This window comes from Amphritea atlantica (assembly GCF_900111095.1).
GTDB classification, from domain to species: Bacteria; Pseudomonadota; Gammaproteobacteria; order Pseudomonadales; family Balneatricaceae; genus Amphritea; species Amphritea atlantica.
The window spans coordinates 1-25,369 of the sequence record NZ_FOGB01000004.1 but is presented as its reverse complement, the minus strand read 5'-3'; the positions used below and the strand labels follow the sequence as shown (position 1 = coordinate 25,369).

Annotated in this window: 33 protein-coding genes; 5 read left to right on the top strand and 28 right to left on the bottom strand. The window is 49.7% G+C overall.

Annotated features, from left to right (window positions below):
- Positions 1 to 31 precede the first annotated feature (31 nt).
- The 3 genes from BMY09_RS07950 to BMY09_RS07940 all read left to right on the top strand — a co-directional run bounded on the left by BMY09_RS07950 (position 32) and on the right by BMY09_RS07940 (position 2,623).
- Positions 32 to 589, top strand: coding sequence for a hypothetical protein (locus tag BMY09_RS07950; RefSeq protein ID WP_091356370.1), 558 nt, complete (start codon positions 32 to 34; stop codon positions 587 to 589).
- A gap of 424 nt (positions 590 to 1,013) precedes the next feature.
- Positions 1,014 to 1,988 (top strand): amidoligase family protein, encoded by a 975-nt coding sequence (locus BMY09_RS07945; protein WP_091357116.1) that lies wholly within the window; start codon positions 1,014 to 1,016, stop codon positions 1,986 to 1,988.
- The gene (locus BMY09_RS07940; protein WP_091356359.1) at positions 1,961 to 2,623 is read left to right on the top strand and encodes a gamma-glutamyl-gamma-aminobutyrate hydrolase family protein; all 663 of its coding nucleotides are present in this window, start codon (positions 1,961 to 1,963) and stop codon (positions 2,621 to 2,623) included. Before BMY09_RS07945 ends, BMY09_RS07940 begins: the two co-directional genes overlap by 28 nt.
- Here the strand turns inward: BMY09_RS07940 and BMY09_RS07935 are convergent.
- From BMY09_RS07935 to nifH, 21 genes are all read right to left on the bottom strand, one after another.
- Positions 2,565 to 3,047, bottom strand: a complete 483-nt coding sequence (locus BMY09_RS07935; RefSeq protein ID WP_091356355.1) for a hypothetical protein — start codon at positions 3,045 to 3,047, stop codon at positions 2,565 to 2,567. The two genes, BMY09_RS07940 and BMY09_RS07935, sit on opposite strands and share 59 nt — an antisense overlap.
- 2 nt (positions 3,048 to 3,049) lie before the next feature.
- Positions 3,050 to 3,526, bottom strand: coding sequence for a NifB/NifX family molybdenum-iron cluster-binding protein (locus BMY09_RS07930; protein WP_091356352.1), 477 nt, complete (start codon positions 3,524 to 3,526; stop codon positions 3,050 to 3,052).
- A gap of 98 nt (positions 3,527 to 3,624) precedes the next feature.
- Complete coding sequence (gene nifS / locus BMY09_RS07925; RefSeq protein WP_091356348.1) at positions 3,625 to 4,833, bottom strand: cysteine desulfurase NifS; 1,209 nt, start codon at positions 4,831 to 4,833, stop codon at positions 3,625 to 3,627.
- Positions 4,834 to 4,835: 2 nt separating this feature from the next.
- On the bottom strand, positions 4,836 to 5,759 hold the full coding sequence (nifU, locus tag BMY09_RS07920; protein ID WP_091356345.1) for a Fe-S cluster assembly protein NifU: 924 nt from the start codon (positions 5,757 to 5,759) through the stop codon (positions 4,836 to 4,838).
- A gap of 36 nt (positions 5,760 to 5,795) precedes the next feature.
- Complete coding sequence (locus BMY09_RS07915) at positions 5,796 to 6,119, bottom strand: HesB/IscA family protein (protein WP_091356341.1); 324 nt, start codon at positions 6,117 to 6,119, stop codon at positions 5,796 to 5,798.
- A gap of 180 nt (positions 6,120 to 6,299) precedes the next feature.
- On the bottom strand, positions 6,300 to 6,719 hold the full coding sequence (locus BMY09_RS07910) for a hypothetical protein (RefSeq protein WP_091356338.1): 420 nt from the start codon (positions 6,717 to 6,719) through the stop codon (positions 6,300 to 6,302).
- Between the two features lie 50 nt (positions 6,720 to 6,769).
- On the bottom strand, positions 6,770 to 7,141 hold the full coding sequence (locus BMY09_RS07905; RefSeq protein ID WP_091356335.1) for a hypothetical protein: 372 nt from the start codon (positions 7,139 to 7,141) through the stop codon (positions 6,770 to 6,772).
- A 100-nt stretch (positions 7,142 to 7,241) separates the two neighbouring features.
- Positions 7,242 to 7,565: a (2Fe-2S) ferredoxin domain-containing protein gene (locus BMY09_RS07900; RefSeq protein WP_091356333.1), complete on the bottom strand. Its 324-nt coding sequence runs from the start codon at positions 7,563 to 7,565 to the stop codon at positions 7,242 to 7,244.
- A 59-nt stretch (positions 7,566 to 7,624) separates the two neighbouring features.
- Complete coding sequence (gene fdxB, locus BMY09_RS07895) at positions 7,625 to 7,930, bottom strand: ferredoxin III, nif-specific (protein ID WP_091356330.1); 306 nt, start codon at positions 7,928 to 7,930, stop codon at positions 7,625 to 7,627.
- Between the two features lie 30 nt (positions 7,931 to 7,960).
- Complete coding sequence (locus BMY09_RS07890) at positions 7,961 to 8,164, bottom strand: CCE_0567 family metalloprotein (protein WP_091356328.1); 204 nt, start codon at positions 8,162 to 8,164, stop codon at positions 7,961 to 7,963.
- Between the two features lie 33 nt (positions 8,165 to 8,197).
- On the bottom strand, positions 8,198 to 8,668 hold the full coding sequence (locus BMY09_RS07885; RefSeq protein ID WP_091357114.1) for a NifX-associated nitrogen fixation protein: 471 nt from the start codon (positions 8,666 to 8,668) through the stop codon (positions 8,198 to 8,200).
- An 80-nt stretch (positions 8,669 to 8,748) separates the two neighbouring features.
- Positions 8,749 to 9,219: a NifB/NifX family molybdenum-iron cluster-binding protein gene (locus tag BMY09_RS07880; RefSeq protein ID WP_091356325.1), complete on the bottom strand. Its 471-nt coding sequence runs from the start codon at positions 9,217 to 9,219 to the stop codon at positions 8,749 to 8,751.
- A 1-nt stretch (position 9,220) separates the two neighbouring features.
- Positions 9,221 to 10,603 carry a nitrogenase iron-molybdenum cofactor biosynthesis protein NifN gene (gene nifN / locus BMY09_RS07875; protein WP_091357112.1) on the bottom strand — a complete coding sequence of 461 codons (1,383 nt, stop codon included), beginning with the start codon at positions 10,601 to 10,603 and terminating at the stop codon, positions 9,221 to 9,223.
- 3 nt (positions 10,604 to 10,606) lie between these two features.
- Entirely contained in the window at positions 10,607 to 12,019 is a 1,413-nt protein-coding gene (gene nifE, locus BMY09_RS07870) for a nitrogenase iron-molybdenum cofactor biosynthesis protein NifE (RefSeq protein ID WP_091356322.1), read from the bottom strand.
- Positions 12,020 to 12,222: 203 nt separating this feature from the next.
- Positions 12,223 to 12,969 (bottom strand): 4Fe4S-binding leucine-rich repeat protein, encoded by a 747-nt coding sequence (locus BMY09_RS07865; protein ID WP_217647409.1) that lies wholly within the window; start codon positions 12,967 to 12,969, stop codon positions 12,223 to 12,225.
- A complete protein-coding gene (locus BMY09_RS07860) occupies positions 12,962 to 13,234 on the bottom strand; it encodes a DUF6129 family protein (protein WP_091356316.1) in 273 nt (90 codons plus the stop codon). The genes BMY09_RS07865 and BMY09_RS07860 overlap by 8 nt, the downstream gene beginning before the upstream one ends.
- Positions 13,234 to 13,941 (bottom strand): dinitrogenase iron-molybdenum cofactor biosynthesis protein, encoded by a 708-nt coding sequence (locus tag BMY09_RS07855; RefSeq protein WP_091356313.1) that lies wholly within the window; start codon positions 13,939 to 13,941, stop codon positions 13,234 to 13,236. Before BMY09_RS07855 ends, BMY09_RS07860 begins: the two co-directional genes overlap by 1 nt.
- A 12-nt stretch (positions 13,942 to 13,953) precedes the next feature.
- A complete protein-coding gene (gene nifT, locus BMY09_RS07850; protein WP_091356312.1) occupies positions 13,954 to 14,166 on the bottom strand; it encodes a putative nitrogen fixation protein NifT in 213 nt (70 codons plus the stop codon).
- Positions 14,167 to 14,383: 217 nt separating this feature from the next.
- Complete coding sequence (nifK, locus tag BMY09_RS07845; protein ID WP_091356309.1) at positions 14,384 to 15,955, bottom strand: nitrogenase molybdenum-iron protein subunit beta; 1,572 nt, start codon at positions 15,953 to 15,955, stop codon at positions 14,384 to 14,386.
- Positions 15,956 to 16,081: 126 nt separating this feature from the next.
- On the bottom strand, positions 16,082 to 17,563 hold the full coding sequence (gene nifD, locus BMY09_RS07840; RefSeq protein ID WP_091356307.1) for a nitrogenase molybdenum-iron protein alpha chain: 1,482 nt from the start codon (positions 17,561 to 17,563) through the stop codon (positions 16,082 to 16,084).
- 86 nt (positions 17,564 to 17,649) lie between these two features.
- Complete coding sequence (gene nifH / locus BMY09_RS07835; RefSeq protein WP_091356304.1) at positions 17,650 to 18,522, bottom strand: nitrogenase iron protein; 873 nt, start codon at positions 18,520 to 18,522, stop codon at positions 17,650 to 17,652.
- Between the two features lie 497 nt (positions 18,523 to 19,019).
- Here nifH and BMY09_RS07830 point away from each other — a divergent pair, with 497 nt between their 5' ends.
- On the top strand, positions 19,020 to 19,865 hold the full coding sequence (locus BMY09_RS07830; protein ID WP_091356302.1) for an SIR2 family protein: 846 nt from the start codon (positions 19,020 to 19,022) through the stop codon (positions 19,863 to 19,865).
- A gap of 584 nt (positions 19,866 to 20,449) precedes the next feature.
- Here the strand turns inward: BMY09_RS07830 and BMY09_RS07820 are convergent.
- The 3 genes from BMY09_RS07820 to BMY09_RS07810 all read right to left on the bottom strand — a co-directional run bounded on the left by BMY09_RS07820 (position 20,450) and on the right by BMY09_RS07810 (position 22,586).
- Positions 20,450 to 21,235: a hypothetical protein gene (locus BMY09_RS07820; protein WP_091356295.1), complete on the bottom strand. Its 786-nt coding sequence runs from the start codon at positions 21,233 to 21,235 to the stop codon at positions 20,450 to 20,452.
- 113 nt (positions 21,236 to 21,348) lie between these two features.
- The gene (locus BMY09_RS07815; RefSeq protein ID WP_091356292.1) at positions 21,349 to 21,837 is read right to left on the bottom strand and encodes a hypothetical protein; all 489 of its coding nucleotides are present in this window, start codon (positions 21,835 to 21,837) and stop codon (positions 21,349 to 21,351) included.
- A gap of 11 nt (positions 21,838 to 21,848) precedes the next feature.
- Positions 21,849 to 22,586 carry a hypothetical protein gene (locus BMY09_RS07810; RefSeq protein WP_091356289.1) on the bottom strand — a complete coding sequence of 246 codons (738 nt, stop codon included), beginning with the start codon at positions 22,584 to 22,586 and terminating at the stop codon, positions 21,849 to 21,851.
- A 100-nt stretch (positions 22,587 to 22,686) separates the two neighbouring features.
- On the opposite strand from BMY09_RS07810, the gene BMY09_RS07805 reads away from it, so the two are divergent.
- On the top strand, positions 22,687 to 23,052 hold the full coding sequence (locus tag BMY09_RS07805; RefSeq protein ID WP_245756529.1) for an FAD-linked oxidase C-terminal domain-containing protein: 366 nt from the start codon (positions 22,687 to 22,689) through the stop codon (positions 23,050 to 23,052).
- 87 nt (positions 23,053 to 23,139) lie between these two features.
- Here the strand turns inward: BMY09_RS07805 and BMY09_RS07800 are convergent, their stop codons facing one another.
- The 4 genes from BMY09_RS07800 to BMY09_RS22505 form a co-directional block, all read right to left on the bottom strand.
- Entirely contained in the window at positions 23,140 to 23,544 is a 405-nt protein-coding gene (locus tag BMY09_RS07800; RefSeq protein ID WP_091356283.1) for a DUF6911 family protein, read from the bottom strand.
- Positions 23,541 to 24,167, bottom strand: coding sequence for a cytidine deaminase-like fold-containing protein (locus tag BMY09_RS07795; RefSeq protein ID WP_217647408.1), 627 nt, complete (start codon positions 24,165 to 24,167; stop codon positions 23,541 to 23,543). Before BMY09_RS07795 ends, BMY09_RS07800 begins: the two co-directional genes overlap by 4 nt.
- Positions 24,168 to 24,326: 159 nt before the next feature.
- The gene (locus tag BMY09_RS07790) at positions 24,327 to 24,869 is read right to left on the bottom strand and encodes a hypothetical protein (RefSeq protein ID WP_139203151.1); all 543 of its coding nucleotides are present in this window, start codon (positions 24,867 to 24,869) and stop codon (positions 24,327 to 24,329) included.
- A 323-nt stretch (positions 24,870 to 25,192) separates the two neighbouring features.
- Positions 25,193 to 25,360 (bottom strand): integrase core domain-containing protein, encoded by a 168-nt coding sequence (locus BMY09_RS22505; RefSeq protein ID WP_425424961.1) that lies wholly within the window; start codon positions 25,358 to 25,360, stop codon positions 25,193 to 25,195.
- Positions 25,361 to 25,369 lie beyond the last annotated feature (9 nt).

The window sequence follows — 25,369 nt, the reverse complement described above, 5'->3', positions numbered from 1 at the left end:
AATTCGGCTTTATATACTCTGGAGTGTAGACATGTTACTTGATCAATATAAGCAAAAAGGGCTCTTCTTTAACGTTAACTTTCTCGAATCAACGGATACACAGATGCAAGCCTATCGGGGAGAACTGATTCTGATCGAAGGTGAGATTGGCGATGACAAAGGCCACTCAAAACCACCTGTCGATGTGATGCGGGGCGTTTTTATACTGGCAGACGACAAGATCAGAATGCTCGGTGGTGTTGTCGATTCCATGGACTCTCTTCCCGCCCTGATGGACAAGTACAGTGCAGATTTTGCCAGCGACATCAGTGCCCTGATCTATGTGGTTAATCTGGAGAAAGCCGTTGTCACCGACATTTCTGGCTTCAATTTCATCCTGATTCCAATGACTCAGGGTGTACCCTGGAATGAAACCATGGAGGAGCTGGCAATTGAGAAAAGCGATCTGAAAGGTCAGTCTGCGGGCAACAAACTGGTCACCGTCTACGAAGAGCTGAAAACCTACAAGCCTAAATATGCCAGCGTTGCATTTGACGCTGCGATGACGATGATCACCGACGCCAAGCGGGAAGGCTGGGGGGCAGTTTAACCCTTGCGCGGGCCGTTTACGTTCTGATCAGATCAGCCCGCGTTGCACCGCGCAGGCCCTGATCAGAACGTCTCCCAACAGCAGACTATAGCGTTATTCACCAGGATATCCCGTCTGCGTGTAGAAAAAAGGGTGTTAATTTTGATCTGGGCCGGTTGTTTCAACAGCCTGCCTATCCGCTACTGATGTAATATCGCCGAAATTAACGCTGTACCATCGATTCCACTGTCCCCCTCTTTCACCTCTTCAATTGTCTCACAGTGAACTACTCTGATAATGATGTTAACCCGGCTCGATCGCCTATTCGGCGATCAGGTCAGGCAGACTAATGGGCCGACAGGGGAATCCCCTGCCAGATTAAACTGATCTGATGACCGTTTTTAACCGTATTACTGTTTTGGTGTCACCAGAGGATTATGGATCAATGAATCAGACACAGAGTTTCAAGTCACCATCCTGTACCGTGAATAAAGAAGGGGCTGAAAGGAAGGTGGGCTTCGAGCTGGAGTTTTCCGGTTTAACACTACAGCAGACCTCGGAGATAGTCAGAGAGACCCTCAATGGCACGCTGAAACATCAGACCGCGGCAGAAACGGTTATCCATTGTGCCGGTTTGGGGGCGTTCAATATTGAACTGGACTGGAACTATCTGAAAGAAAAAGCCGCCAGTGATAAGGATCAGCCCTGGCTGGAACTGCTGAGTGATGCTGCCGGTTTGCTGGTGCCGGTTGAGGTGGTTTGTCCTCCCATTACGCTATCCCGGTTGAATCAGCTTGATGAGTTAGTGATGCAACTGCGGCAAGCGGGTGCTATCGGCACAGAAGAGTCGATGATTGCTGCATATGGGGTGCATATTAATAGCGAAATCCCCTCGTTAGATGCCGCTACACTGTTTAATTATCTGAGAGCCTTTTCCCTGTTGCAGTGGTGGCTGGTAGAGGCCCACGAGGTGAATACAACCCGTAAGATCAGCCCCTATATAGATCTTTATCCGGAAAAATATATTAAACAACTGCTATCCCGTGACCACCCGGATATGGAGATAATCTTCAGCGATTATCTTCAACACAACGCCTCGCGCAACCGGGCACTGGATCTGTTGCCACTATTGGCAGAGATTGATGAGGACAGGGTACGCCGCTGTATCGACGACCCCAAAATTAAGCCCCGGCCCACCTTCCATTACCGCATGCCCAATTGCAACATTGAACATGAAAACTGGTCTTTGGCGCTGTCATGGAATATCTGGTGGGTTGTGGAACAGCTGGCCTGCCAACCGGATCACCTGAATGAGTTAAGTGCCGCTTTTCTGGCAGCTGAGCAGTCACTATTGGGTGTCAGCCGTAAACTGTGGACAGAGTATATCGATCAATGGCTAAAAAACCACGCATTGGCGTAACCGGGACGGCGAAGTTCTGGTCTCCCGGCTGGTGGTGCGCAGCACTGGCCCTGCGACTGGCCGGGGCGACTCCTGAACGGATCAGCGTGCGCCATTCGGCCAGTGGTCAACCACTGGATGGCCTGCTGATTGGGGGGGGCGATGATATCAGCCCAGAGCATTATCAGGGCGACATTGATAAGCCGGTCAAAAGCGATCCGGCACGGGATGAGCTGGAGATACGCTGGATTAAGACAGCGCTGGATAACGATATCCCGCTGATGGGCATCTGCCGGGGGGCGCAACTGATCAATGTGGTGTTAGGCGGAACCCTGCACCCGGACATACGCTCACTCAGGCAACACACCTATAACCGACCAGGACTGCTACCCACCAAACAGGTGAAAATAACCGCTGAGTCAAAACTGGCAGATATCTTCAACAAGGTTCATCTGAGGGTGAACAGTCTGCACCACCAGGCGATAAAATCCACCGGAAAAGGGCTGCGGGTTGTTGGCCGGGATCTGGATGAGATCACCCAGGCGGTCGAGTCTGACCAGCATAAGATCATTGCGGTGCAGTGGCACCCGGAATATCTTATCTATCTCCCCTCGCAGTTTTCTCTGTTTCGCTGGCTGGTAAAAAATACTCGTTGAGCATTGCACTGTCGTAACGATAGCCTCGCAACTCCATCTGCTGTTCAATCAGGTGAAGCAGTCGCAAACACTCTTCGGCCTGGTTACTGATAACCGTTTCACTACCGGGATGGCTGGCGCTCTCGCCGACAACCTCACCGGTTCCGATCAGTTCATCTTCAAGATATTCTCTGACAAAGTGGTCGATACAGAGGAGAAAATAGTGTTCAACCGGTATCTGATGCCGTTGAATCTGTTCAACAATCTGCTCCGGACTCTGAAGCAGCGCCTGAAGCGATCTTTTCAGTGGTATAAGAGGATTACTGGCATGCAGGCGGGGGTGGAAAAAACGTTGTTCTAAAAAATCGGAACAGCAAAGATCAAACTGGCGGATCTCTGGCGGTGGAAAGATCCCCCATAGAAACCGGTTAAGTATGTCTGGCATCACTATTCATCCCAGTCCTCTTCTGCCATCTCTGCAAAATTGCCGGCACTCTGTTTCATTTTCTGATTGATAATATTCTGTAACCAGAACGCTTTCTCTCCCGCCAGCTGAGTCTGTATCGATTCCAGTAACTCATCCACATCGGGCCCGCCTTTAACCTGAACCGGAGTGATTCCCAGAGAGATCAGCTGTTTTGTGGCAGAGCCACCAATGGATCCGCAATACATCAGATCCGCGCCCACCAGCCATCTGAGTTTGGGTTTTAACTTGTCTTCATTGCCATCCTGAGCGGCCGCAGCAAAGCTCTGGCTCGTCAGGAGTTGAGCAGAATGACTGTTAACAGAGTAGACATAAAAGCCCTGAGCAGAACCAAAATGCTGATCGACCATACCCCCCTCCATCGAAGCAAACGCCACAATCAGATCATCGAAGTTAGGGTTAGCCTCAGCAATACTCGGATAAGACAGACACTCAGTCATGATTACCTCCAGCTAAACGCAGCGCAAGCTTAGTGAATAAAAAGCTTAGTCAATAAAGTGACACAGGGAGGGTTCGAATCCCTCCCTTCGCCAAGTGATCAGGCATAGACAGGTGCAAACGCCTGCTCTGGATCCTCTGCCGGACCATTACCATCCCAGTAAGGCGATAGCTTGCGAAGTTTTGCAACTATCTCAGGCACTTCGGCTATCACCCGTTCCACCTCTTCCATGGTGTTGTAGCGGGAGAAAGAGAAACGCACCGTGCCGTGGGCAGCAGTATAGGGAATACCCATCGCCCGCATCACGTGTGATGGTTCCAGAGACCCCGAGGTACAGGCAGAACCACTGGAGGCGGCAATACCGACCTTATTCATCAGCAACAAAATTGCCTCGCCCTCAATATATTCAAACGCGATACTGGCGGTATTGGGCAGGCGATTATCCGTATCACCGGTCGGAAAACTATAAGGTACCGCCGCCAGAATGCCCTCTTCCAGACGATCACGCATCGCTTTCACCGTGGTATTTTCGAACTCCATATGTTGCATAGCCAGTTCGCAGGCTTTGCCCAGCCCAACAACGGCTGCAGCGTTCTCAGTACCAGCACGGCGACCGCGCTCCTGATGGCCACCCCGCAGTAGCGGACGGAAACGGGTACCCCGTTTCAGGTAGAGCACGCCAATCCCTTTCGGGGCATGCAGTTTATGACCGGACAGAGAGAGCATATGAATATTGCTCTGCTGCAGATTGATCGGTAGTTTACCCACCGCCTGAACCGCATCGGTATGAAACATAACACCGGCTTCGTTGGCCATATCCGCCATCTTCTCCACCGGGAAGATGGTGCCACTCTCATTGTTGGCCCACATCACACTGACCACCGCTACCCGGTCGCTCAGGAGGCTGGCGTACTGATCAAGATCCAGACGCCCCTTACTGTCCACTTCCAGCTTATGAACGGTATAGCCTTCTGTTTCAAGATATTCGCACAGGGTCAGCACCGCCGGGTGTTCAACTACCGTGGTGATAATCTCTTTACGTTCTGGCTGCGCTTTCAGGGCTGATAGAATCGCCGTTGAATCTGATTCTGTACCGCAGGAGGTAAAGATAATTTCAGAGTCATGCTCTGCCCCCAGCAACGCCTGTACCTGCTGTCGGGCTTTCTTCAGGGCAAAACCGACCTTATTACCAAAGCTGTGCAGCGAAGATGGGTTACCAAACTGCTCGCTGAAAAAGGGAAGCATCTCTTCCAGTACTTCAGGAGACACCATCGTGGTCGCATTGTTATCCAGATAGATATCACTCATGGTTAACCCCCTATTCCAACCAGTTGATCCGCCTTCTTTTCAACCTGCACCAGGCGTACAAACTCACCCAGTTCCTCAATCAGCTGCTGCTGAATACCACCCAGGGTCATCGAGGCCATCTGGCAACCCATGCAGGCACCGGTCAGATTGACGTAGATGGTATTACCGTCAATATCCATCAGTTCACAATCACCGCCATCGGCCTGCAAACGTGGACGCACCGCTTCCAGCACCCGCATAATGGTGCTGATGCGTTTAATGTCGGTTTTCGGTGCGGCCTCAGCCGGCGCTGATGCAGCAGCAGGGCTACTGGCGGCAACGGCACTTCCTACACCACCGGCAACAAACTCCTCACCGCTCTCTGCCATCACCCGGCTTAGAATATTTTCGATCCCTTCATGACAGGCTGAACAACCACCACCCGCTTTGGTGTAGTTGGTCACCTCTTCAACACTTGTCAGGTTATTAGCCCGGATAGTGTCTTCAATCATCACCTCATCGATAGCGAAGCACTTACAAACCAGCGCACCCTCTTCGTGATCATCACTCCACACCTCACCGCGATAATCAGCAACAGCGGCCTGCAGCGCTTCACGTCCCATGACGGAGCAGTGCATCTTTTCCGGTGGCAGGCCGTCAAGAAAATCAGCGATATCCTGGTTAGATACCTCCAGTGCCTGATCCAGTGTCATCCCTTTAATGATCTCCGTCAGAGCGGAGGAGGATGCTATCGCAGAACCACAGCCGAAGGTCTGGAAACCCGCATCGAGAATAACCTCGCTGTCCGGGTCCACTTTAAGGGTCAGCCGCAGTGCATCACCACAGCTTAATGATCCAACTTCACCGGTCGCATTTGCATTTTCAGCGGCCCCGGCATTCTTGGGGTTATAAAAATGTTCTTTAACTTTTTCAGAATAATCCCACATATCGAATTCCTCTATCTATCTGTTACCGGTCAGTGGTTAACCTGCGAAGGATTTACCGCAGTTACAGCTCTCTGTTGCGTTCGGGTTTTCAAACTTAAAACCCGACCCCTCAAGGCCATCCAGAAAATCGACTGTTACGCCGCTAAGCAGTGGTGCGCTCTCCCCATCAACAAGAATTTTCACCCCACTGCACTCAATAATCTGATCCTCTTCAGCGCTAGCCTCTTCGAGTTTCATACCGTATTTGAAGCCGGAACAGCCGCCCCCATCGACCCGGATACGTAAACCAAACACAGGCTTATTGGCCTGATCAATAAACCGGGAAATAGCACTGACTGCGCTCTCTGTTAGCTGAATCATGATCTCGTCCTCATCAATCCGAGTGTTCAGTTATATGCAGTGCAAGCCGGGTGCCATTGAAGATAAAAATTAAAAAACCTTAATATTCATATAGTTGATGTAAATCAATGGAGGGTGTGTTCGGGGGCAGTATGACAATTGAAGGGGTATTGTAGGAATTACGACAAAGTGAAAACGGATTTAATCACCCAACAGACACTCATAGGCTTTTCTGAATAGCAGACGTTCAACAACTGGCACTTTAAGCAGTTCCAGCAACGAGATAAAAGTGCCATTGGCCTGCGGCTGAGGCAGATCGGTGGTGGTGATCCGAACCAGTGACACAGCAACGGGTTGTTGTGCGGTGTCGACCCAGGCCAGGGTCGGGCTGACCACCTGCAACAGAGCTTCATCCACTCCCAGATACTCTGCCAGTTGACTGAGATGCCGGGCCGGATGAGGCGTCACCGCTTGCGGCTGCTCCGCTTCAATCAGGGAGGTCAGCGCCGGCAGCCCTCCTGGCAGGCAGCCAAATGGCTGAGGTGTTGAACAATCGATCCAGAACGACAACCGGGCACTGATCGGATTCAGATGTACCAGAATAATCTTTAAATCGGTCATATATACCTCTGTTGGCGATGCGATGACGCATCATTCTCCGGTGAAGGCGCTCACAGCATCTGCATCGGTGTCACTTCTGCACTCAGCCGTTGAGGATCTGAGCCCCACACAGACACCGACTCTGCCCAGACCTGTTGTTTATCCGGCCAGGGGCAGATCAGATCGATCTCCAGCATCATCGAACCATCACAGTTAATCACCAGCCAGCCGCGCCGCTGACTATTGCTGTCTGCCCAGCGGCCATTCAGGGTATCGTCACCGTTCAGGGGCTCTTTTCGGGTTTCAAACTGAAACTGCCGCAGTGATGGCAGGAGCACACTGCCGAAGCCCGCCTGAGTCAGTTTCACGCTGGCCGCTTCCAGAGAAGCCTCCAACAGCGGACCGAACTGAGCGATCAGTCGCGCCACAGCGGTTTCACTCATCTTTATTGCCTTTTAATCGTTCACGTACTGACGCGGTTATTGGCAGAGTGCTTTCTTACCAAAGCACTGTTTACCAGAGATCAGTTTACCAAAGCCCTGTTTACCAGAGCTCATCCGGTGCCAGCAGTTCCTTAACCGGCTCACCGGCAATCAGGTGCTGTTCAACAATCTGGGTAACATCCTCAGGTTTCACCCGGATATAGAGGTAAGACCCCGGATAAACCAGCACATTTGGACCACAATCACAGGGGCCCAGACAACCGGTTGCCGTCACAGCAACTTTGTTAAAAAGATTACGTTTAGCCACTTCCTCTGAAAGCGCCTGGGTAATCTGTGCAGCGCCTGTAGCGCCGCAGCTTCCCCGGGGATGTCCCTCGGGCCGTGTCTGGTTACAGACAAACACATGAATCTCTGGTTTTGGCATGACACCACTCCTGTTTTCTGGCAACTGCTCAGACTTTTTCTACGTTGATTGCAATCCGATCAGGCAGCGACCGCTTCATGACTATGGCATTTCTTCGGACAAACCCGCAGACATGACATACAACCGATGCAATCGTCAGCATCAGCCACCGACATCACCTTCATCTCGTCATCATCATCCCAATCATCGTCATCATCGTCTTCAGCCAGCGCTTCTGAGCGCTCAACCAGTTCAAATACATCCCGGGGACAGACCTTATAGCAACGACCACAGCCGATGCAGGTTTCCTGATTTACCCCAGTGATAAAGTTTGGCGTCCATTCGCTCCCGCCACGGGTGCGACCCTTAATCAGATCTGCAGACATCCCTACTCTCCTCTAAATACGGTTAATCTTTTACTGAGCAGCTTCCAGCTTTTCCTGCGCCTCTTTCCAGGCCTGACAGGCAGCCAGGGTTTTATCCGCCAACTCGGGTAAACGCTCATAATCGGTCCATAGCTGATCTTCAACCAGGTCATGCATCTGTGATGCCCACTCTGTAGCGATTCGCTTGGCTTTGCGCGCATTTTTTTGCAGATCTTTCAGCGCTTCATCTGTCATTGCTCTCCCTCCTGAATCAATCTCTTTAACGAATTATGCTTTCGCTGCATCTTTAAAGGTTTCGATGGTTGCCAGTGCTTTATCAATTATTTTGCAGGCTTCCTCATTGAGTTTTTCCAGGGACTCAAAACCAAAACGATGCACATCACGCAATACCTTATCCGCCACAATCAGTTTACCCACCATGATCAGCGCCCGGCCAAAGCCTTCATGGCTGAGGTTGATCATGGGGGCTGCCATCATGCCGCACTCCTGCTCGATACGCACAGAGAGGGCGTTGTAATACGCCTTAACCCGTGCCACCACGATCTCATCCGGGTCACCCACCACCGGGATCTCCCGACGACGGGCTTTTGTCAGAATCAGAGGATCAAGCACTTTTTCATTGCTCCAGTCATCATAGGTGCCATAGCTGTCAACAGCCCGCAGCTGAACGATCATCTGCTTGACGAAAGGGCTGTCCATCAGCTCATTTCCCGGTTCAATACACAGCGCTTCATTCATAATAATCTCCAAAAATTTGAGGGTTGGCATCAAGCTGCCGGAGCAGCTTGCTGACTAATGGTTAACGCTCTTTTTCAGCTTTACTCCTCCCAGCTATCCGCTTCGGAATAGCCTGGTGGTGACTTCAAGAGCAGTTGCTGCCGGGCAATCGCTTTCGCCAGCCAGCTACCCGGGCCGCGTTCAATCTCACGTTGCAGCGCCTTTAACAGATCGGTAATACTGGCTTCCTCTGATACCCTGATCGGTTGTATGCCTTTGGCAATCAGCCGCCGAATCGCTGCCGCACCACAGGCATAGCTGTAAACCGCTGCGCAGCCTGAGAGAAACTCAATCCGTGCCTGGAGCCGGTCCTCCTCACTGGAATCAAGGGTAAACTCAGCCACCGATAGCAGATCACACCGGTCCGTGGTGACACCGTAGATCGAAAAGGATCGCGCCGAACCAAAATGCTCATTGACCGTTTCACCATCGTTTGTCGCAAACGCGACACGGATCATATAAGGCGTTTCCCCCTCGCGGATAACATGCAGATGGCGTGACACAGGAACCATGTCAGACTCCCTGTTGTTGTCTTAAAATATTGTCTTCATCACGTTTTTGCGACAAAGGTGAATGGTAGGTGGGGATCTCCTCATGCTGACTCAGCCGCATATTGGCGATATCAAACAGTGCCTGCTGAATCCCGCGATAACCGACCCAGACGCGGTTGAAGCCCCCCAGATAGTCGTACTGAGGAAAGCCAATTCTGAGGTGCGGCATATGCAGTCGTTCCGCACACTCATGCAGATGACTATTGCCAATCAAAAACTCGGCGTGATGTTGCCGTGCCTGATATTCCAGATCTTCCAGATCCCCTTTCTTAACCGTTTCAAGGGTCAGTTGCTCCAGCGCGGGTCCTTTATCCGGGGTCACGGCAGCAACTACGTCGCCACCCATCGATGCAATCAGATCATGCATGGCCAGCAACAGATCAGGGTCTGTGGCAATCCCAACCCGCAGCTGCCCCAGCATAAAGTGGGTATCCAGCATCGCGTCCTGCAACTGACGACGCTGACGGCGCCAGCGGTTAGGAACCGGCATACCCGATAGCTCTGACAATGCCATAAACCAGTTATCAACCTGTTTAATGGTATGCAGATGCGGGAAAACCTGGCTCTTAACCCCGGTTTTCTCTTCAAGCTTTTTCCCTGCCTGTGCCAGAGATGATCCGATTACCAGCGTGGCGCCACTCTCTCCTACAAGCGCCAACTCATCTATTGTCAGCCCCCCGGTGGTCAGTGCGCTGTACTCCTCTTCGGGCAGATGCCCATCCAGAGAACGCGACAGATCAGGCATCAGCAGGGGCCGCAGGCCAAAGCTCTCGATACTGTCGATAACAAACTCAAGATCTCCGGGTGTCAGATGACTACCGCAGAGCACATTAACCTGGCGTGCACGGGTTCCAGCCCTTTCTGAGGGCTCAATCAACTGATCAATAATGGCGGTTACCGCGGCGGCATAACCGGTCTCGAAACAACCGCTGAAGTCTGGGGTATTAACCTTAACCACCGCTACTTTTGCATATTGCGGATAGCGTGACCTGAACTCATTAATCGCCAGCGTCATATCACAACCCTGGGTTTCAGCCAGACCGGTGGAGCACACCCCAATAATCGCCGGAGACTGTTTTTCGGCGATGGTTTGCAGCGCTTCAACCACATTTTCATCCGCCCCCATCACCGAACTGACCTGATCCATGGCGGTGGTTTGCAAAGGGATAGGTTCACGAAAGTGACGTACAAAGAATACCTTGGCAAAAGCGGTACACCCCTGACTACCATGCATCAACGGCATCGCCCGGTTAAAACCGAGAAACGCCAGGGTGGCTCCCATGGTCTGGCTGGCTTTCAGTGGATTAACCGACAGCGCTTTTTTGCGTTTTTCCAGAATCGCCATCACTTATACCCCCTCTGCGATTAACAGCTCCGCCTCACTGGGCATCTCTTCCCAGGGGGCCGGATCTCTCACCGCCGACCAGATCGGGCTTTCAATGGTGATCGCCAGTTGCTTAACCAGCTCCAGCATGCCGTCATATCCAGCGTAGCCAAACTCCCGCTCCTGATTAATATCGAGAAATGGAATCCGTGCTTTCAGGGCGGTATAGAGGTTGCGACCACCGGCGATCAGAATGTCAGCCTTGTATTCATGGACAATACTGATCAGCTCCTTCGCACCACCTTCGTCGATCATCTTCGTGTCTTCACCCATCAGCTCACGAATCCGGGCCTTATCCTCTTCAGTCGATTTCTTCGTACCGGTGGCCACCACGACCATACCCAGATCCTGCAGGGCGGAGACCACAGACCAGGATTTCACCCCACCGGTATAGAGCAACACCCGTTTGCCCTGTAGCCGTTCGCGCCAGGGTTCCAGCGCAGCTCTGACTTTCGCTTCTTCCCGCGCAATCAGCGCTTCGGTGCGTTCGGTCAGATCCGCATCATTGATCAGACGGGCAAAATCCCGCAGTGCCTGTGAGGTGTCGGAAATACCGTAAAAGCTTCCTTCAAACCAGGGGGTACCGTACTTGTCCTGAAGTTTACGGGCGACATTCACCATCGCCTTGGAGCACACCATCATATTGACTTCCGCCCGGTGCATAGACTGCACTTCATGGAAGCGGGCATCCCCGGACAGAGTACAGAGCACCCGGATTCCCAGTTCATCCAGCAGCGGCAGGACATGCCAGAACTCACCGGCAATATTGTATTCACCGACCAGATTGACGCTGTGGATTTTGATGCCGGGAATGGGAGGTTCGGGAGCTGCTTCAGGCTCGCGGGTGCCGATCACATGTTTTACCATCGCCTCGCCGGCGATACGGTTGCCAAGATTCTTAGTGCCGTAGAAACCTGCGCCATCGATGGGAACCACCGGCGTGCCCCACTGTTCGCTGGCTGCTTTACAGACCGCATCAACATCATCCCCCACCAGCGCAGGCACACAGGTGTTATAGACAAACACCGCCGCGGGATGGTGCTGTTCAACCGCCTGTTTAATCGAATGGAACAGGCGCTTCTCGCCCCGTCCCATAATCACATCCTGTTCGGTCAGATCCGTCGTCATGCCGATGCGATACAGTTGTGGACCACTGGAGCGGGTGCCGCGGTTATCCCAGGAACTGCCAGCACAGGCGATCGGCCCATGCACGATATGTGCAACATCGGCGATTGGCAGCAAAGCGATCTGGGCACCATCAAAAGCACAACCGCCGGCTGAGGCGCCAGGCTTAGGTTTGGCACAACCCGACTTCTCTTTTTTGTTGTGCTCACAGGCCGGCTCATCAAGTAGTTCGGCGATATCTTTTGCTTTCATATAAACCTCCGGGTCTGTACAGGCACACAGCTGGATATTTTCAATCCAGCTTTTACACGCTTTTACACAAGAGACTGCAACAGACGTACCACAGATAACTTATTGATTTTAAAAGACCGTAAAAATCGATTGTTATAAACACGACAAAACACCCACAATCGGACTTCCGACGTTTTGCCATCCGTCACCCGGCAAATATCCGCTCAGTCGCTCTGTTGTGCAGCCGCCAAACGCTCTTTCACCAGGCTGCTGACCTCGGGATCCGGGTCATCGGTCAACCCTTCCAGCATCTCAACCGGAGCACGCATCGCAGCGGTCAGCCTTACCGTCCAGTCAGAATCTTCCAGCATCAGCTCCATCTCATCAGGCGCCAGCCGTTCAGCCACAATGCGCCTGACTTCCGCTTCGGGATCCCTGACCATCAGCCCCAGGCTAACCGGAGGCAGCCGTCTGGCAACAATCTTTCTGACCTGTCGGTCCGGGTCGCGGATCATCCTGAATAAACGTCCCACGGGCATCCGCTGGGCAACGTAGGCACGCACCAGATAATCTTTGTCATCGGCCATCTGTTCCAGCTGCTCCGGCCGGATACGGTCCGCCACGGTGATACGCACTTCACGATCTTCATCATCGATCAGACGATAAAGCTGATCCCGGGGCAGTCGATACGCCACCGCCCGTCGCACCGCTTCATCGGGATCACTGATCATCTTCTCCAGATAGGGCAACGGCGAATAGCGCACCGCGATCGCTCTGCGTTCCCAGAAACTATCCTGCAAAAAGGTCACGGCCAGTTCCGGATTGACCCGCAGAAAACGGTCGATCTGACGGCCACTGTGCGCCACCACACAGATATCCCCCGGAATACAGCGGCCACTCAGCAATAAACTGGCTTTAAAGCGGCAACTACGACAATCCGCAAGGGGTGTCTGATCTCCGCTTTCATTCATCATCAATCACCTCGGCGATCACCACTCCGCTGGAACTGTCCGGATCATTGCTCAGGCAGGAACAATGGTTTTCAGAGTTCACCAGATAGAGATTGAATCCGTTACTCTCGCGGTAAGGCTTTGCGGTCGCACCGATATCATCATCAAAGCACCAGCTGAAATGGAGATCAGGATGCTGTTGTTTCAGCGCAGATATCAGTTCTTCGCCTATATCAGATGACATGACAAAATCATGGATTTGATCTAACTGCTGCTGACTGATCATTACTCGACCTCCTCACCCTGAGCGAAGCGAACCCGCTCTTCGGGCGCGACACCCATCACTTTAGCCAGCCAGGGAGGCGGGGTGCCGGCAATAACGGATACCAGATTCTGCATCATCTCAACACTGTCGCCGCCATCCGGCATTTTGATGGGAAGCACTCCGGTGCGAATCACTTTGGCCGCAGCAGGCCCCCCCACCGATACCGTATACAGCAACTGACAATCACTGATCAGCCCGGCGCGAACAACGTTTTTATCTTCAGCATCTTTAGGTATATTCGCTTCACGAATCTCGATCAGCCGGTATTCCTGGCCAGAAACCTGATAGATAAGATAGCGGGAACAGGAACCAAAATGGCCATCCATCGCGGTGGCATTATTAGACGCGCAGGCAACCCGTATTGAACCGGGCATATCACCTTCGCTATAAGGAGTTGTTTCGGGTAGCGGTTCTGCATCAACCGTTACGCCAATCCCTTTCAGCAGATTGACAGCCTTTTTCATAAAGCTGACTTCAATATCTTCCAGTTCACCTGAGGATGCCGTTCGCAGTTTATTGACTTTCAGCCTCGCCAGTTTAGTTTCTGTGATCGGCAAGCCGACAGCATCAACCAGCACGGTCATCAGGCGTCGGGCATCGGTGTCCGGTAACGCCCGGGCAGCCAGACCTATTCGCAGAGCAACTTCATTGGATATTTGAGCAGACATAGCAACACCTCCTCAGCCTCTGCGGGCACGCAGGGTGATCGGGAGTTTTGGCATGGCATCGAGGGGTTCGATAAAATATTTCGTGCCATCGGTCATCTCAATTAACCCGCCCCACTTATCAGCAGATTCAAATTCGATTGATGAGATCTCATCTTCCTGATCTTTTTTAGCAACATAGAGGGTCATTTTTCCCTCGTTATCCTTCCTTATCATCACACTAGGCATCGTTACTCTCCAATATCAGAAGTTCAGACATTCCGGGGCAGCCTCCTGCCCCGGTGAGGATGGACTGATTGAATATGAGATCGTCACGTACTCAGGGGAAATACCGACCGGATAACCCGGACTGCGCAGAGCAATCCGGGTCACGTCAATCCCGGCAGGTACGAGTCGTGTCGATATCAGGCTCGTACAGGCCATCGACTTTCAACCGGACCGGCGCTTAACGCACCAGGTCGTAGTTGAAGTCTGTGGTCTGCATACCACGGGTTTCGTCGTCGAGACGGTCCAGAACAGCGTTAACGATAGTGGTTAACATCTGCATGGCACCTTCGTAACCCAGGGTAGTCTGACGATGCAGGTGATGACGGTCGAAGATCGGGAAGCCTAGACGGATCAGTGGCACCTCGAACTCTTTGCCCTTATAGAGAGTATCCCGGGAGATATCCTTGCCGTAAGAGTTACCGATCAGGAAGTCAGGCTTCTTGGTAAAGCACAGGGAACGCATGTGCCACAAATCCTTACCAATATGCACTTCACAATCCGCGCCGAATGGAGATTCAGCAAGGATAGCTTCCATCGCTTTTTTCCAGCGTTTGTTCGCATGGTTACACAGGATGTGAGTAGGCTCAGCCCCCAGTTCCAGCAGGAACTTGGTCAGGCCCATGACGAAGTCTGCATCACCATACAGGGCAAATTTCTTGCCGTGCAGCCAGGTGTGAGAATCGGTCATCGCATCAACCAGACGACCACGCTCAGTTTCAAGCGCCTTGCTGATGGGCTTACCGGTGGCCTTGGAAACAGCCATCAGGAACTCATCCGTCCAGTCCAGACCCATTGGAATATTCAGTTTAGGAACCTCATGCTTCCAGGTCAGGGTTGCCAGCTTCTTGGTCTTGGTCAGTTGCCATGGCTGCAACAGAATAGTGTTAACAGCATTAGGAGCATCCTTGATCTCATCCTGAGTGGTGCCACCGGAATACATACGGAATTCACCGTCTGCAGGGGTATCCAGCACCTCAGTAGGATCAGACAGCAGAGTGCAATCAACATCCATATCAGCCATCATGCGCTTCATTACACGGAAGTTACCCAGATAGGTTTCAAAACCCGGTACCAGGTTGATCTTACCGTTGCTGCCGACAACCTTGTCTTCCATGTAGTTCAGGGTGAAGTAACGTGCAATCCCTTCAAACATGTTGTCCCAGCCAGTGGTGTGGCTACCCACAAAACTTGGCGTATGAGCGAATGGGACAGGATAGTCTTCTGCAACATGACCCTCTTTACGGGCGTTACCGATAAAGGCGTTAAGGTCATCACCGATAACCTCAGCCATACAGGTAGTCGAAACCGCAATCATATCCGGCTTGTACAATGCCTGAGCATTTTCCAGACCGTCATACATGTTTTTCTGACCACCAAATACAGCGGCATCCTCAGTCATTGAGTCAGATACACAGGAGACTGGCTCTTTGAAGTGGCGGTTAAAATAGCTGCGGAAGTAAGCAACACACCCCTGAGAACCGTGAACATAGGGCAGGGTTTTTTCAAAACCCAGTGCACAGAGAACAGCACCCAGTGGCTGACACGCTTTAGCAGGGTTAACGGTCAGCGCTTCACGCTGGAAGTTAAGCTCCTGATACTCTTCAGTGGTGGTCCACTGAAACACTTCATCGATCTTGTCCTGAGGATGTTTTTCCTCGAAGTTATCACGCTTCTTCGCCAGCATGTCCTGGTAATCATCTTCCAGGAACAGCGGATAACTTGGTTTGATATTATCAACTGATTGACTCATTTGAATCTCTCCTCCCGCGCCACTAATCTGTGAACATACGGGTTAAAATGGGGTAGATGGCTCACGGCGCTGGGTATAAGAATGGATCGTTATATACTGTCGCCACCGCGAACCTCTGATATCAACTTAAGCGCTTGCAGCCACTGCTTCTTCAGCAGAGTCTTCTACCTGCCAGGGCGCCTGAAGCTTCTTCCAACATGGGTTATTCAGAGTCATGTCCATATCGCGGGCAAAGATAGCGAAGCCATCATAACCGTGGTAAGGACCGGAATAATCCCAGCTGTGCATCTGACGGAAAGGAACACCCATCTTCTGGAAGATATACTTCTCTTTGATACCTGAACCGATCAGGTCTGGCTTAACTTTCTTAACAAACTCTTCGAATTCGTAACCGGTTACGTCATCGTAAAGCAGGGTCGCGTTGCCCATCTCTTTGATGGTGCGGTCGTAGTCATCGTTATGAGCAAACTCATAACCGGTACCTACCACTTCCATACCCAGATCTTCGTACGCCCCGATAACGTGACGTGGACGCAGACCACCGATGTAAAGCATGACGCGCTTACCTTCCAGACGAGGACGGTACTTTTCAATGACGCTCTGGTATTCCAGCTTGTACTTCGCGATAACCTCTTCAGCTTTCTGCTGAATCGTTTCATCAAAGAACGCAGCGATCTTACGCAGGGATTCATCAGTCTTAGTCGGACCGAAGAAGTTGTACTCCATCCAGGGGATGCCGTACTTCTCTTCCATATGACGAGAGATGTAGTTCATCGAGCGGTAGCAGTGAACAAGGTTCAGTTTAACCTTAGGGGTCAGCTCCATCTCAGCGATGGTGCCGTCACCAGACCATTGAGCAACCACGCGCAGACCCATCTCTTCCAGCAGAATACGGGAAGACCAGGCATCACCACCGATGTTATAGTCACCGATAATAGCGACATCATATTTTGTGGTTTCAAAGCTATCGTCGTCGTCCCGCTTATCCAGTGCCCAGTCACGAACTGCATCGTTCGCAATGTGGTGGCCCAGAGACTGAGATACACCGCGGAAACCTTCACAACGGACTGGTACAACGGTTTTACCGGTATTCGCTGTTGCTTTCTTTGCAACCGCTTCGATGTCATCACCGATCAGACCGATAGGACACTCAGACTGAATAGATACACCTTTGTTCAGCGGGAACAGGGTTTCCACCTCTTCCAGCAGCTTACCCAGCTTCTTGTCGCCACCGAATACGATGTCTTTTTCCTGGAAATCTGAGGTAAAGTTCATGGTAACGAAGGCGTTAATGCCGGTGGTACCGATATAGTAGTTACGGCGACCGTTACGGGAGTACTGACCACAACCAACAGGTCCGTGAGAGATGTGGATCATATCCTTGATAGGACCCCAGACCACACCTTTAGAACCTGCATAGGCACAACCACGAACGGTCATCACACCTGGCAGGGACTTCTTGTTAGAGGTAATACATTTTTTAGACTGCTCAACTTCCTGATCGTTAACAGCAAGATGCTTTTCACGATCTTTCTTAGCTTTAGCAGGATAGACATCCAGCACTTCCTGAATAAGCGCTTCGGTCTCGTCGCGTGACATGGTAGACATAGCTGTCTCCTTACATTTTAGTTTGCGGGTAGAAGCTAATCCGCTCCATACCCGTCAATAGCAAAACCACGACTCAGAAGAGTGAATTACTCTTCTGTAGCAGTTTTACCGATAATGCTTTCGTCTTCTTCATCCATCAGACCGAAGTCCATCAACAGATCTTCCAGCGCATCCATAGTGATTGGCGTAGGAATAACGAACATGCTGTTGTCGATGATCTTCTGAGCCAGCGCACGATACTCATCAGCCTGCTTAGCTTTTGGATCGTATTCGATAACGGTCATACGGCGAATCTCAGCACGCTGTACGACGTTGTCGCGTGGAACGAAGTGGATCATCTGAGTGCCCAGTTGACGTGCCAGCTCCATAATCAGTTCGTCTTCACGAGCTGTGTTACGGCTGTTACAGATCAGACCAGCAAGACGCACGCTACCGGAGTTAGCGTACTTCACGATACCTTTAGAGATGTTGTTAGCAGCGTACATCGCCATCATCTCACCGGAACATACGATGTAGATTTCCTGAGCTTTGTTTTCGCGGATTGGCATAGCGAAACCACCACATACCACGTCACCCAGTACGTCGTAGAAAACAAAGTCCAGATCTTCTTCGTAGGCACCTTCCTCTTCAAGGAAGTTGATAGCGGTGATTACACCACGACCCGCACAACCAACACCTGGCTCAGGACCACCGGACTCAACACACTTAATGTCGCCGTAACCGGCTTTAAGCACATCTTCCAGTTCCAGATCTTCAACAGTACCTGCTTCAGCAGCCATCTCCATGATGGTGTTCTGCGCTTTAGAATGCAGAATCAGTCGAGTAGAATCCGCTTTAGGGTCGCATCCTACGATCATTACTTTTTTACCTGCTTCAGCCAGTGCTGCTACCAGGTTCTGGGTAGTAGTCGACTTACCGATGCCGCCTTTTCCGTAGATTGCACATTGACGCATAGCCATAATCTTGCTCCTCAGCGTTAGAACTTAGATTGCCTGAGCCAGACACAATTGTTCTGACCCGAAAACTCACATCCACTGTTGCGAACTTTGTACCAACCAAGAAAAAAACCTATAAATAATTGTTTTTAAATAATTATTTATTTTAAGAAGCATTCTGAATAACAGACATTGTCTGTGTTAGTAACAACAATTGGCGGGGTTACTGTTGCAATACCAACAAAAAAATAAGGGTTTTGTCAGACGTATCAATGTCACATTTATCACATCGCCCTGCTCCAGCCGTTGCATAAGCGATCACCGCAGTGACAGCGGCGCCGTACAGATCTTTTCTGGCTCAAACAGAAGCACAGCACTGAATCTGCCCGGATAAATGGCATAAAACCATCATCAATCCAGCGATGGCCTGACTATTGCAACAGCTCTGTTTAATTCAAATTTGCTCTGTCCTTAATATGCAGAGCAACAACACTTAAATTAATCAGCCATGGGTGAACGATATGTACAGTAAATTAGTCGAGGGGATTAAGTCGGGAAAGATAGTTCCCTATCTGGGCGCAGGCGCGCTGGCCGATGTCACAAATGTTGCAGATAAAACGCCGATGCCAGCTGACAGTGACAGTCTGATTCTGGCGATGAACAATGGTCAGCCGATGGCTCCCCGTCTGATGTATGAATTCCCACGCGCGGCGATGAACCTTGAAAACAAAAAGGGCCGCAGCTTTATAACCCGCTTCTTTAATGACACCTACCTGAATAAGCAATGGACCACCGCCAAACTCCATCAATGGCTGGCAGATATAAACCCAGGCTGGGTGGTGGATATAAACAGGGACACACAATTAATCGATCTCTATCAAAACCGTCAGCACATACTGATACAGGGTCTCTCCCGCGTAGCAGGCACAGACTACCGCTATAAGATATTTAACTTTGATGGTGAGACATACACCGAGATCGAACAGAGCAAAGTGATGGCCGGCCTGCCTATTCTCTTTAAACCGCTGGGCTGTCCGGTGCCCGAAGCCAACTTCATCGCCTCCGATGCCGACTTTGTTGATTACATTACCGAACTGATGGGTGGTTTCGCCGTACCAGAATTTATTAAGCTCTACCGGCAGAACAAACAGTATCTGTTTCTTGGCATGCGCTTCACCCGGGATACCGAGCGGATGGTAATGGGAGATATTATCTACGCCGCCGATAGTGAACAGGCGGGCTGGGTATTCATTGAAGAACCGACCGATAAAGAACGCCGCTTCTGTAAACTGAAGAAGATTCAGATTATCGAAGCGCCCTGGGAAAGCTTTCTTGAAGCTGCCGTGGGCGAAACTGAACTGGCCTGACAGATGATCCCAACCCGGTAAATAAATCTGTGTGACCAACTTCAGTGTTCTCTGTGCAAATCTGCTTCATGCATATAAAAGCTCACCACAGAGGACACTGAGGGCACAGAGATAAAGCTCGTTTATTTACGCTCCCCTTATCTTACAGATTCATCTGCTTTGAGAGACTCCAGCAACTCACTTTCATCAATAGTGCCAGTAATTTTCTCGTCAAGAATGGATTACTGCTGCGTTTAGATCAATGACTCTGCCCCTTTGATTCGACTGAACTCGCTGTCGGCGAAAGTGAGCTGATGATCCGTGGCTTATCTCTGAGAAGGTTGCATCGCAGATTATCTCAAGAGGAGGAGCTTATTCGCAACTTCCCTAGCAGGGCCCTCAAGTCTTGCCGAGACCACTCAAATTCTGGTCCCATATTGCAGGCTCCTAATTGCTCTAAATCATCTAAAATATCTCTAGGAAAATCGCCAAGCCCATCCAGTCTAGTTTTGTACGCCCAGTCAGCAAGAGCGTCAAAATCAATATCCCCGTTCTCTCCCAAAAGCTTCTCTAACTGAAGCGTGTCAACATTGCTCACCATATTCTTATTTACCTTCCAGTTCTTTTTTAGTAAGTGGATAGTGCTGTGAATCAACCACCTGCCCATCAATCAATTTAGGATGAACCCGATTAGCAGCCCCATCATGATCATAAGATTCATAGTATTGCCGCACTCTTCCAGTTTCTGGTTGATACTCCGTCACTAAAGAAGCCCCTCGTGTTGACCCAGGGTTACGGGCAGGAACCTCTGACCCATAATAAATAACTCTCCCATCCTTCAACGTTTCCGTCCTAGCTGCTGTCTGTTGTGCATCTTGTAACACTCGGAGCTTTCTATTCAGAGAAACAGGAGCATGCGGCACACTCGTAGCTGGTAAATCTAACCCATTTTCAAATGTTCCTTGAGGTAAAAACTTATCTAATCCGGAGACACTATTGTCAGGAACAACACTCTGCCCTCCCATCGTACCATCATTACCATTCCCCTCAACCCGCTTAGGCTCTGACAATTCCTGGGCTTCGGGACGCCGAATTTCAAATCTCTCAGGCTTGTTACTCAGCTTGCTGACGATACGTTTTGAAAGTTCAGACTTTTTCAGAGCTTTACCAAGACTGACTAATAATCTGCCCAGTTGTTTGAAGAGCGATAGTCCCCTCTTAGCAACGATAAATGCCCCTCCAACACCTGTTACCGCTGTCAGTACGACAGTCAGAATCGTATCTATTACCGTAGGGGCCAGCGACTCGGCAAGTTCAATACTATCCTGTGCAGTAACGTAGTCTTTTGAAAACTGTTTAAGCGCGGCTCGTGTAGGACCATCTTCATACACGAAGTTGGCAATTCACCACAGAGGACACTGAGGGCACAGAGATAAAGTCTGAATTAGTACATGAGGAACTTACTCACAAATTCCCTAGTAATGAGTTAATTTTTTGGAACATCCTATTTATAGCCATTTACTTCCAAAAGAGCTTTAGCTGCACATTCAGCATTATAAGAAAAATTTTTGCAAACGCGATCAACTATACTTTCAAACTTTTCGTCAGCCCCAGAAGAATTATTACACGCCTCATACATTTCAAAAATATCAGAATTTGAAGGGCTACCAACATCTTCCTCCGCTTCAGTTTCCTGCCAAGCTAAAGTTAAAAACTCCTTAAGATTAATTTCTTTTTCTTTATACCGAAGAAACATATAACCAAGAATGATAGATTTGTGATTTATATCGTCTTTGTAGTGAACCTCAGCCAGACTTTCTCGTAAAATTGAAATAGCTTCCCCTGAGTTTTTTACTATACTTAACTCAATTACCCAATAAGGAGGCTCATCGAACTTCAATATTACAGCGTCCGCCCATTCTTTCCACTGCACACTTTTCCAGTATCCACTATCAATCAAATCCAAAACTTTTATTCGAACCGAATTATTCATATATTTACCTGTCATCGATTAAAAGTTGTAGAACCCGTTTCAGGATTCTTAATTTTCTTATTGACATAAAGTCCATTATCATAAACTTCATCATAGTAATGGTCATGGGGATTAGTGTGGCCATCACTCATACTATGATCTGTGTAATCGGTAACTTTGCGTCGCCGTCCAAATTCATCGTAATAAGTGGTTCGCTCATAGACCTCACCCGCTCGGCTACTAGGTACTGTTTCAGTATGAGAAACCCTTATACCCGGACTCACTTGAGCAGCAGTGTCGCCGCCAGTATTCCAATATTCTTGATATCTCTTAGCTTCTGCCGGCTCCATACTATCGATAAGTGTACTTCCTTTACTGTCTGGAACAACACTCTCCCCTCCCATCGTACCATCATTACCATTCCCCTCAACCCGCTTAGGCTCTGACAATTTCAGGGCTTCGGGACGCCGAATTTCAAATCTCTCAGGCTTGTTACTCAGCTTGCTGACGATGTGTTTTGAAAGTTCAGACTTTTTCAACACCTTACCAAGACTGACTAATAATCTGCCTAGTTGTTTGAAGAGCGCCTGTCCCGCCCTGGCAACGATAACTGTCCCTCCAACACCTGTTGCCGCTGTCAGTACGACGGTCAGAATCGTATCTGCTACTGTCGGTGCCAGTGACTCGGCAAGTTCAATACTATCCTGTGCAGTAACGTAGTCTTTAGAAAACTGTTTAAGCGCGGCTCGTGTAGGACCATCTTCATACACGAAGTTGGTTATTCACCACTGAGGGCACAGAGATAAAGGGATATAAAGGAACACGCTGCTCGTTTATTTACGCTCACCTTAGCTTACAGATTCATCTGCTTTGGGATACTTCAGCAACTCACTTTCATCAATGGTGCCAATGATTTTCTCGTCAAGAATGGATTACTGCTGCGTTTGGATCAATGACTTTGACCCTTTGATCCCGCGTATTTTTGGTCACATCGGTGACAGTAATCTGCATATCTGTGCCGGTACGGGATCAGCAGATGATTTAGCGGCGATCTTTGCCAGGATGATGGCGGTTGTCGGTGAATATCAAGGCTCGATTTCTGCCGAGCATGGTATCGGTGTGTTAAAGAGAAAGTACTTACTTCACTCCAGAACAAAGGAAGAGATCGCCCTGATGCACAGGCTTAAAGACACGTTAGATCCTAAAGGTATCTTAAACAGTGGTCGGGTTATTTAATAAAATAGTCGGTGTTCTCTGTGGTCAATAACTCTAAATTGGCCACAGAGAAACGGTCTTGGGGGCAGTCAAAGTTCCCTTAGCTGATTAGTTCATTAACAGCTCTGAGACGTTACCTGTAGCTGCAAACGCTTTAAAAATAGAACATACAAGTTGAAAATCACGAGTAATAGATTTTGCAGAATAAAGGTCTCCCAAAATAGATATTAGTGAGCTATCGGAACCAGACTTATTAATACTTCTAACACTACTATCTCCATCTTCATCAAACTCATTAAGCATAAGAAGAAAGTTTCCATCATCGGAATACAGCATTAGTTCGTATGGTCCAGCTTCTGGCTCCGGCTGACATCTTAAACCAATAACGCCGTTTGCCTCCTTCAAGGATGATAGGACATTCATAATGGTGCTATAATTTGGATCAAATACAGCCGGTAGTTGTTGGCGTACCGAATCCGCATCAAGAATATAGCCGCCTAGTATCGTATTCATGGTTTCACCTTAATTGACTTCATTCCGGGTTTCCAGTGATACGTTTTCGGTAACCCCGTTATATCATCAGTTGCTTGAATGGTTAACGACTTCAGCTCAGCTTTTTCTGCTGTCGCCGCTATGTCCCCCTTACAATAACCACACACATCTTTACCTGATACCGTCATAGACATATCTGCACCTTTTGTTTTGCCGGCATCCGCTGCTTGCTGTATTGCTCCAATCTCAGCATGCGCCGTACCCATATTCCCATTTGGTAATTCCTTACCTGCTTTTGCTTCTTTTGCTAATACTCTTTCTGATATTAGCGTCGGCTTATTAGCATTTGCTTCAATTCGAGCAGTCTGGTTAACATCACGGAAAACCGATCCATTCACACGGGCTTCTGCGGTGACCACTGGTTTCGCGCTGGTTGGAACAAATTTACCAAGCTTACTAACTAACGGCAAACCCGCCGTAAGGGTCCCTATATAAGCTTTACTTTCATCAGAGAGACCAAGTGTCTGATCAATTTTTGAGACACCTTCGCCCATCGTTTGCGTTAATGGGCTTTGTGCAAGATCGTCTTTGAAGTCGCTGGCAAACTGAGTACGACTATCGTACACATCCAGCAAATTTTTCATCTCCTGTGCAGACTTCTCGCCTGCTTTTACATCAACAGCGAATGTTACCATTCCTTTGGTTAATGCAGCCCCAAAATCACTGACTCCCTCAGATATAGTGTCTGCTGTGATATCACTTATTACTTTAAGATATGTCCCAAAGTTGGATAAATCTTCAGTCTACCGCTTACTACGAGCCAGCCCTGCTTCAGCTTTGTCTTTTGATTCCCCTTTATCTTTGGCTTGTTTATCTTCGCCCAACAAATATCTGTTGTTGACTGCGATGCTGTCGGCAAAACTCATTGGAGCGTCTGTGACTGTATCTGGGGTACTCACACTGCCACTACTGAAACTACTGCGTTTCAACGCCCGTTCTATGGTGGTGCGAAACATCAGTGATTCCCGTTCTAACCCGGATGTTTGCAGCTCACCATTTCGCTGACTGACAACCGGTGCCGTAATCATGCGGGCATCATCCAGCAGCAGTATCAACTGGCCGGTGCGGATAGCGTTTTGCAGCGATGAAGGGAAAGGTAAGCGTCTGTTGTGGCGGGTATGCCGGGATACCGGGTCAAAACGAACAAGTCTGGAGCGTTCAAACTCATTGGCCCACATTCGTTGGGCAGTATTCAGAGCATTCTGTGGTCGGAGAACATAGGGGAGTTTTTCGGCAGTCAGATCGCTGCCACTACATAACCGTGCTCTGTCCATAGGGAGTAACATACTCACTGTCCTTGTGAGGGTGATTTTTGAGGAGTGAAGAAGATAACCGATTTGAGGTTAAAGTAAAATCATTCTGCCACAGTTTATAACAATTTTGCCGGTGAGATCTCCATTTACAAAGTCCAGGCCCAATCCATAAATGGCTCATCATTGTAGATTCTGGATCATTGACTCTGACCCTTTGATCGCTAGATCATTGACTCTGACCCTTTGATCGCTATCAATCGTATCGCGACGAGGGCGTCGCTCCCACACAGAGCGAAAGCGCTATCGAAACCATCTTACAAGCTCGTTTTCACCCGGTTAAATAAAGAAGGCTTTTTCTAACTGTAGATTTCAGATACGTTGTTCACAAGTAACCGGCTTATAGGCGGTTGCTTGTTTAAACTACCATGTGGTCTGACAAGGTTATACCTCTTCAGATAACAGGGTAGTTTCGCATTTCGCTGAGCGGAATTGTTATACAGTTTGCCGTAAGACCACTCCCGAATCAGCGTCTG

Bases quoted from the DNA above. Each gene is read 5' to 3' on its own strand.
- BMY09_RS07860 (WP_091356316.1), bottom strand. From the start codon at position 13,234: ATGATCAGTCAGCAGCAGTTAGATCAAATCCATGATTTTGTCATGTCA.
- BMY09_RS07900 (WP_091356333.1), bottom strand. From the start codon at position 7,565: ATGCCAAAACCAGAGATTCATGTGTTTGTCTGTAACCAGACACGGCCC.
- BMY09_RS07885 (WP_091357114.1), bottom strand. From the start codon at position 8,668: ATGAATGAAGCGCTGTGTATTGAACCGGGAAATGAGCTGATGGACAGC.
- nifH (WP_091356304.1), bottom strand. From the start codon at position 18,522: ATGGCTATGCGTCAATGTGCAATCTACGGAAAAGGCGGCATCGGTAAG.
- nifN (WP_091357112.1), bottom strand. From the start codon at position 10,603: ATGGCGATTCTGGAAAAACGCAAAAAAGCGCTGTCGGTTAATCCACTG.
- BMY09_RS07940 (WP_091356359.1), top strand. From the start codon at position 1,961: ATGGCTAAAAAACCACGCATTGGCGTAACCGGGACGGCGAAGTTCTGG.
- BMY09_RS07915 (WP_091356341.1), bottom strand. From the start codon at position 6,119: ATGATTCAGCTAACAGAGAGCGCAGTCAGTGCTATTTCCCGGTTTATT.
- nifD (WP_091356307.1), bottom strand. From the start codon at position 17,563: ATGTCTACCATGTCACGCGACGAGACCGAAGCGCTTATTCAGGAAGTG.
- BMY09_RS07855 (WP_091356313.1), bottom strand. From the start codon at position 13,941: ATGTCTGCTCAAATATCCAATGAAGTTGCTCTGCGAATAGGTCTGGCT.
- BMY09_RS07800 (WP_091356283.1), bottom strand. From the start codon at position 23,544: ATGAATACGATACTAGGCGGCTATATTCTTGATGCGGATTCGGTACGC.
- nifT (WP_091356312.1), bottom strand. From the start codon at position 14,166: ATGCCTAGTGTGATGATAAGGAAGGATAACGAGGGAAAAATGACCCTC.
- BMY09_RS07890 (WP_091356328.1), bottom strand. From the start codon at position 8,164: ATGACAGATGAAGCGCTGAAAGATCTGCAAAAAAATGCGCGCAAAGCC.
- nifE (WP_091356322.1), bottom strand. From the start codon at position 12,019: ATGAAAGCAAAAGATATCGCCGAACTACTTGATGAGCCGGCCTGTGAG.
- BMY09_RS07930 (WP_091356352.1), bottom strand. From the start codon at position 3,526: ATGACTGAGTGTCTGTCTTATCCGAGTATTGCTGAGGCTAACCCTAAC.
- BMY09_RS07795 (WP_217647408.1), bottom strand. From the start codon at position 24,167: ATGAAAAATTTGCTGGATGTGTACGATAGTCGTACTCAGTTTGCCAGC.
- BMY09_RS07830 (WP_091356302.1), top strand. From the start codon at position 19,020: ATGTACAGTAAATTAGTCGAGGGGATTAAGTCGGGAAAGATAGTTCCC.
- nifU (WP_091356345.1), bottom strand. From the start codon at position 5,759: ATGTGGGATTATTCTGAAAAAGTTAAAGAACATTTTTATAACCCCAAG.
- BMY09_RS07905 (WP_091356335.1), bottom strand. From the start codon at position 7,141: ATGAGTGAAACCGCTGTGGCGCGACTGATCGCTCAGTTCGGTCCGCTG.
- BMY09_RS07950 (WP_091356370.1), top strand. From the start codon at position 32: ATGTTACTTGATCAATATAAGCAAAAAGGGCTCTTCTTTAACGTTAAC.
- BMY09_RS07790 (WP_139203151.1), bottom strand. From the start codon at position 24,869: ATGTTACTCCCTATGGACAGAGCACGGTTATGTAGTGGCAGCGATCTG.
- BMY09_RS07865 (WP_217647409.1), bottom strand. From the start codon at position 12,969: ATGAATGAAAGCGGAGATCAGACACCCCTTGCGGATTGTCGTAGTTGC.
- BMY09_RS07910 (WP_091356338.1), bottom strand. From the start codon at position 6,719: ATGACCGATTTAAAGATTATTCTGGTACATCTGAATCCGATCAGTGCC.
- nifK (WP_091356309.1), bottom strand. From the start codon at position 15,955: ATGAGTCAATCAGTTGATAATATCAAACCAAGTTATCCGCTGTTCCTG.
- nifS (WP_091356348.1), bottom strand. From the start codon at position 4,833: ATGAGTGATATCTATCTGGATAACAATGCGACCACGATGGTGTCTCCT.
- BMY09_RS07935 (WP_091356355.1), bottom strand. From the start codon at position 3,047: ATGCCAGACATACTTAACCGGTTTCTATGGGGGATCTTTCCACCGCCA.
- fdxB (WP_091356330.1), bottom strand. From the start codon at position 7,930: ATGTCTGCAGATCTGATTAAGGGTCGCACCCGTGGCGGGAGCGAATGG.
- BMY09_RS07880 (WP_091356325.1), bottom strand. From the start codon at position 9,219: ATGGTTCCTGTGTCACGCCATCTGCATGTTATCCGCGAGGGGGAAACG.
- BMY09_RS07945 (WP_091357116.1), top strand. From the start codon at position 1,014: ATGAATCAGACACAGAGTTTCAAGTCACCATCCTGTACCGTGAATAAA.
- BMY09_RS07815 (WP_091356292.1), bottom strand. From the start codon at position 21,837: ATGAATAATTCGGTTCGAATAAAAGTTTTGGATTTGATTGATAGTGGA.